We start from the raw sequence: 6833 nt of genomic DNA on the forward strand, positions 1-6833 counted from the left end.
CCCCTGTGGTATTGACAGCGGCCACATCGAAGCCGGTTGCGTCGCGATAGCTGACTGCGCCATTGGCATTGGCTGTGTCGGTGGCATTGCGGGCACGCAGATCGACCGTGGCGACTTCGTTGCCGGCATTGTTCAATGTGATGTTCGCCGTGCCGGCGGACAGCGTTTTGGCAACCAGCGTGGGCGCGGTGATGGCTCCCGTCTGGGTGATGGTCGCGCCGGCCACCACTGTCAGGCTGCTATTGGCAACTGAGGTGCCCAGCACCACGGCATTGGCATCGCGCAGCGAGACGTTGTTGCCGCTGGTGACGGCCACGCTGGAGAAATTGTTGGCGGCATTGGCCAGCGTGATGTCGTTGGCCGCGCCGGCGGCCAGCGTGGTGGCGCCTGTGACCGTCACCGCGCCGGTCTGTGTGATGGCGCCGGCCGTATTCAGCGCCAGAGAGCCCGACACCACTGAGGTCCCCATCACCAGCGCATTGCTGTCGGTGATGCTGACGTTATTGCCCGTGGTGACAGCCACCGCCCCCGTGAAATCGTTGCCGGCATTGGTTAGCGTGATGTTGTTGCCGGGGCCGGCCGCCAGGGTGGCGGTGGTCGCCTTGATGGCGCTGGTTTGCGTGAGCGCGCTTCCGGCCGTCAGGGCCAACGCACTGACGTTGAGCGCGCCATTGAGGCTGATGTCGCCGGTGTCGGCGCCGGCGGTGGTAGCCGTCAGGGAAGTGGCACCGGTGACGCCCACCGAAGCACCACCCATGGCGCCCACGGCGATGTCGTTGGCGGTCACGGTGAGCGCCGACAGGGCCAGGCTGGCGCCCGTGGCGCCGGCAATGCTCACGTCGCCGTTGCCCGCCTGCAGGATCAGCGTACGGCCCGAGGCCTGGCTGTTGACCGCTCCGTCGAACTGGATATTGGCGCCGGCACCCGCGCCGGCATTACCGCCGCGCGAGTCCACAGTGATGCTGGCCGTATTGAGCAGTGCGTCATCCTTGATGCGAATCGCACCGCCAGCGCCGGAGACCGCGCCACCGACCTGGTTGCCACCCAACGCCGTAAGCCCGCCGGCAAGGGTGATGGTCGGCGTGGCGCCCGCTGCGTCGAGTGTGATGGCGCCTGCGTTGCCGCCCGCCGCCACGCCTGCGCCGCCGTTGCCGCCGGTGGTGGTGATGGCGGCGACCGATACATTGCCGCCGGTGGAAGCCATCGACACCGCGGCGCCCTGACCGCCGGCCTGGTTGCCGCCCGCGCCGTTGCCGCCAACAGCGCTGATTGCACCGGCGCTGCTGATGGCTCCCGTGGAATTGACGGTGACCGCGCCACCATTGCCGCCCGAGCCGACGGTGCTGCCGTTGGTGCCGTTGGCCGTGATGGCCGCCGTGGTGACGCCCGCGCCGGAAATGTCTACCGTGCCGGCATTGCGTCCGTTGGCCGTGCCGGCAGTTGTGCCGCCGCTGGTGACTATGGCGCCAACCGCCACTGCGCCGCCGGATCCGCTAATGCTGACATTGCCGCCATGGCCCGAAGTGCCGCCCGTAGTGGTCAGCGTACCCGCCGTGAGGTTGCCAGCCGTGTTGCTCAGGGTAATGCTGCCTGCCGAACCGCCTGCGCCCGTGCCGGCTGCATTGCCGCTTTGCGCAGCCAGTGCACCCACCGTGACGGCACCCGCAACGGTGTTGGCCACGCTGATGCTGCCCGCGTTGCCGCCGTCGCCGTTGGTGGTTCCGCCTGCCCCCCCGCTGGCCGTCATGCCTGCGGTAGTGACCACCCCCGTGGAGGTGATGCTGACGGCGCCGCCGCTGCCGCCCTTTTGACTGGACGTGGCCGCTGCCGCGCCGCCGCTGGCGGTGATGGTGCCGGTACCCATGGTAAGGCCGGCGCCGCTGATGGTGACCGTGCCGGCATCGCGGCCAGCCAGACCGCTGACCGTGGTGCCGCCGCTGGTGGTGATGTTGTTGTTGAGCACCGACACCTGGCCGGCAGCAGAAAGGCTGACGTTGCCGCCGTTGCCCTTGACACCACCGGTGGTGGTGACGGCCCCGGTGGAGAGTGTTCCCGCTGCTGCGGTGTTGCTCACGGAAACACCGCCGGCCGTGCCGCCCGCGCCGGTGCCCAGCGCGTTACCGGTTTGCACCGTCAGCGTTCCGGTGGTGATATTGCCGCTGCCGCTGTTGTTGACGGTGATGCTGCCGGCATTGCCCCCGGCCGCATTGGTGCCGACCGCTGCGCCGCCGCTCGCCACGAGATTGGTGACCGTGACGCCGTTGTTGCCGCTAATGGAAATCGCCGCACCGTTGCCGCCGGCCTGGTCACCCGTCAGCGTGCCATTCGTGCCGCTGGCAGTCACGGTGGTGCCGGTCAGCAGGCCTCCTGTGGCCTGCAGCGTGACGGAACCTGCGTTGCGTCCCGTCGTGCCCGCGTTGGCGGTGCCGCCGCTGGAAACAACCGCGCCTGTCGTCAAAACACCGCCCGTCGAGGTGACGCTGATGTTGCCGCCGTTGCCGTTGGCGCCACCCGTGGTGGTAAGCGCACCGACTGTCAGCGCCGTTCCGTTCAGCGTGATGCTGCCGGCCGTACCGCCGGCGCCCGTTCCGGTCGCGCCACCCGTTGAGGCCGTCACTGCCGCGGTGCCCAGCGTACCGCTGCCCGTGATGCTCACCACACCGGCATTGCCGCCGGCCTGGTTGGTGCCCAGGCCCGCGCTGCCACTGGCGCTGACCAGACCCGTGACCGAGCGGTTGACGCCCGTCACCGTAATATTGCCCGCATTGCGGCCAGCGCCGGTGCCACCGGCCAGCGCCGTGCCGCTGGTGTTCAGCGTGCCGGTAACCGTCACGCCGCCCTGCGAGGCCAGTGCGACCGAGCCGCCGTTGCCGCCTGCCGCGCCGCTGCTGTCTATCGCGCCGGTTCCGATGTTGGCGCCGGCCGCGTTGTTGGTCACGCTGATGCCGCCGGCCGCGCCGCCGGCACCTGTACCCACTGCCGCGCCCGTACGTGCCGTAAGCCCACCCAAGGCAATCGCGCCTGCCGATGTGGAATTGTTCTGCACCGTGATGCTGCCGGCATCACCACCGTCACCGTTCGTGGTGCCACCCGTGCCGCCGCTGGCGGTGAGCGCGCCCGTGGTCACGGCATCGGTGGTCGTGATGCTGACGGCCGCGCCGCTGCCACCTTTCTGGTTCGACGTGGCAGCTGCCGCGCCACCGCTGGCCGTGATGGTGCCCGTTCCCATATTGAGGCCGCCGCCGCTGATGGTGACGGTACCGGCATTACGGCCGGCCAGGCCACTGACCGCAGTGCCACCGCTGGTGGTGATGTTGTTGTTGACAATGGACACCTGACCCAGCGCCGACAGATTGACATTGCCGCCGTTGCCCTTGACACCACCGCTGGTGAGGATGGCCGCGGTGGACAAGGTACCGCCGGCCGCCGCGTTGGCCACGCTGACGCTACCGGCCGTGCCGCCTGCACCTGTGCCTACCGCATTGCCGGTTTGCGCCGTCAGCGTTCCGGTGGCGATATTGCCGCTGCCGCTGTTGTTGACCGTGATGCTGCCGGCATTGCCGCCGGCCGCGTTGGTACCCACGCCTGCGCCGCCACTGGCTGTGAGGTTGGTCACCGTGATGCCGCTGTTGCCGCCAAGGGAAATCGCCGCGCCATTGCCGCCGGCCTGGTCGCCTGCCAGCGCGCCATTGGTACCGCTGGCCGTAATGGTCGTGCCGGTGAGCAGGCCGCCCGTGACCTGCAAGGTGACCGCCGCTGCGTTGCGACCCGCCGTGCCGGCATTGGCCGCGCCACCGCTGGTATTGATGACACCGGCTGTCAAAACGCCCGCCGTGGACGTGACACTGACGGCGCCGCCGTCGCCGTTGGCGGTGCCTGTGGTCGTCAGCGCGCCGGCTGTGACGGCGCTACCTGTCAACGTGATGCTGCCGGCGTTGCCGCCGGCACCCGTTCCTGTTGCGGCACCTGTTTGGGACGTGATGCCGGCCGCGCCAAGTGTGCCGCTGCCGGTAATGCTCACCACGCCGGCGTTGCCACCCGCCTGGTTGGCACCCAGCCCCGCGCCGCCGCTGGCGGTGATCAGGCCCGTGACCGAGCGGTTGACGCCACTCAGGGTGATGTTGCCGGCGTTTTTTCCTGCGGCGGTCACCCCGGCGCCGATAGCGCCGCCGCTGGTGTTGATCGTTCCGCCGACCGTGAGAGCGCCTTGCGAACTCAGGACGACGTCGGCGCCGGCGCTGTTGGTGCCGCCATTGGCCGTCACAGCCCCTGCGATGGCGAGGGCTTGCCCGGCCGCGTTGTTGGTCACCTGCACAGCGCCGGCGGTGCCGCCCGTGCCGGCGCCGAAAGCAGCCCCGCTGTTGGAGCTCAGTGCTCCCAGCGAGATGGCGCCGGTGGTGGCCGAATTGTTGATGACGGTGATGCTGCCCGCGCTGCCGCCGTTGGCCGGCGTGGCAATGCCCGCACCGCCCGTGGTGTTGATGGCGCCTGCGGTGATGCCGCCCGCGGCAGCCGTGATTTGCACATTGGCGCCGTTGCCGCCGCTTTGGCCGGCGCCTATGCCTGGCGTGCCGTTGGCCGTGATGTTTCCGGTACCGGTGCTCACGCTTGCGCCTGAGAGCGTGACGGTGCCGGCATTGCGGCCTGCATTGCCCGCCAAGGTGACGCCGCCGGCCGTATTGATCGCGCCTGCAGCACCAGTGGACAGCGCACCCAGGGCACTCAGGGTGACGGCACCGCCGTCGCCTTTGGTGCCGCCGGTGGTGGTGATGCCTGCCGTCGTGACATTGCCGGCCGCTGCCGTATTCGTGACGGCGACGCTGGCCGCGGTGCCCCCTGCGCCCGTGCCGATTGCATTGCCGGTTTGGGCCGCCAGGGTTCCGGTGGTGATGTTTCCGCTGCCGCTGTTGTTGACCGTGATACTGCCGGCAYTTCCGCCGGCRGCATTGGTGCCCACACCCGCGCCGCCGCTGGCCGCGAGATTGGTGACGCTGATGCCACTGTTGCCGGTAATGGAGATCGCCGCACCGTTGCCGCCGGCCTGGTCGCCCGTCAGAGTGCCGTTCGTGCCGCTGGCGGTCATGGTGGCGCCGGTCAACAGACCACCCGTGGCCTGCAGCGTCACCGTTCCGGCATTGCGCCCGGCCGTTCCCGCATTGGCTGTGCCGCCGCTGGAAACGATCGCGCCTGTCGTCAAAACGCCGGCCGTCGAGGTGACGCTGACAGTGCCGCCGTTGCCGTTGGCGCCGCCCGTGGTCGTCAGGGTACCAGTGGTCACTGCCGTGCCGTCCAACATGATGCTGCCTGCTGTGCCGCCCGCGCCGGTACCCGTCGCTGCACCGGTTTGTGTTGCGATGTTGTTCGTGCCCAGGCTGCCGCTGCCGGTGATGCTCACCACGCCGGCATTGCCGCCGGCCTGGTTGGTACCCATCCCTGCACCGCCGCTGGCGGTGATGGCACCGGTGATGGCGCGGTTGACGCCCGTGATCGTGACGTTGCCGGCGTTCTTGCCTGCTGCGGTCATACCGGTACCCAACGCGCCGCCGCTGGTGGTGATCAGCCCGCTGACGGTAAGGGCACCTTGTGAGCTCAGGGTGACATCGGCACCGGCGCTGTTGGTGCCGCCGTTGGCCGTGATGGCCCCCGTGGTGAGGCCTTGCCCGGCCGCATTGTTGGTCACCTGCACGGCACCGGCCGTGCCGCCAGCGCCGGTCCCGAAGGCCGCTCCACTGCTGGAGCTCAGCCCTCCCAGTGAGATGGCGCCCACCGTCGCCGAGTTGTTGATGACGGTGATCGTGCCCGCATTGCCGCCGCTGGCCAGGGTGGCAATGCCCGCACCGCCCGTTGTATTGATGGCACCGGCAGTGATGGCGCCCGTGGCCGTGACTTGCACATTGGCGCCATTGCCGCCATTTTGGCCAGCGCCTATACCCGGCGTGCCGTTGGCGGTGATGTTGCCCGTGCCGGTGCTTACGCTTGCACCCGAGAGTGTGACGGCGCCGGCATTGCGGCCGGCATAGCCTGCCAGCGTGACGCCACCGGCCGTGTTGATGGTGCCAGCAGCGCCGGTGGACAAAGCTCCCAGCGCACTCAGGTTCACGGCGCCGCCGTCGCCTTTGGCTCCGCCCGTCGTGGTGACTCCCGCGGTCGTCAGGTTGCCCGCGGCAGCCGTATTCGTCACCGAAATGGTGCCGGCCGCACCGCTGGTACCGGTGCCCGTGGCCGTGCCGGTCTGTGCGGCCAGCGCGGCGGCAGTGATGTTGCCGGCACCGCTGTTGGTAACCGTGATGGTTCCTGCATTGCCGCCCGACGCATTGGCGCCCACACCGGCCCCGCCACTGGCGGTCATGGCTGCGCCTGCGATGCCGCCCGCGGCGACTATGGAGACTGCGCCCGCGTTGCCGCCGTTGCCGGCCGTGTTGCCGGCCGTGCCGTTGGCCGTTACGGCGCCCAGCGCGGTGATGGCGCCGGCCGCCGTGATGTTGATTGCACCGGCATTGCGGCCTGCAGTGTTGGCCAATGCCGTGCCGCCGGTGCTGGTGACGGTGCCCGCGCTCAATGCACCGGCGGAATTGAGCGTGATAGCGCCACCGTCGCCATTGTTGCCGCCCTGGGTGGTGATGTTGCCGGCGCCCAGGCTGGCGCTGGCCACGCTGTTGGTCACGGAGATGCTGCCAGCCGTGCCGCCAGCGCCGGTGGTGACCGCATTGCCGGTGCTGGCGGTCAACCCGCTCACAGCGACGTTACCGGTGCCGCTGTTAGCCAGGATGATGCTGCCCGCGTTGCCCCCGGCCGCGATGCCCGTCGTGCCAGCGGCACCGCCACTGGCCGTG

General features: G+C 69.5%; 1 pseudogene. It reads right to left on the reverse strand.

Annotated elements, in window-relative coordinates:
* Positions 1–6833 (reverse strand): annotated as a pseudogene (locus tag AC1DWI_RS09955) (hypothetical protein); the annotation flags it as partial.

The sequence above is a fragment of the Polaromonas sp. P3_C2 genome (assembly GCF_056402675.1).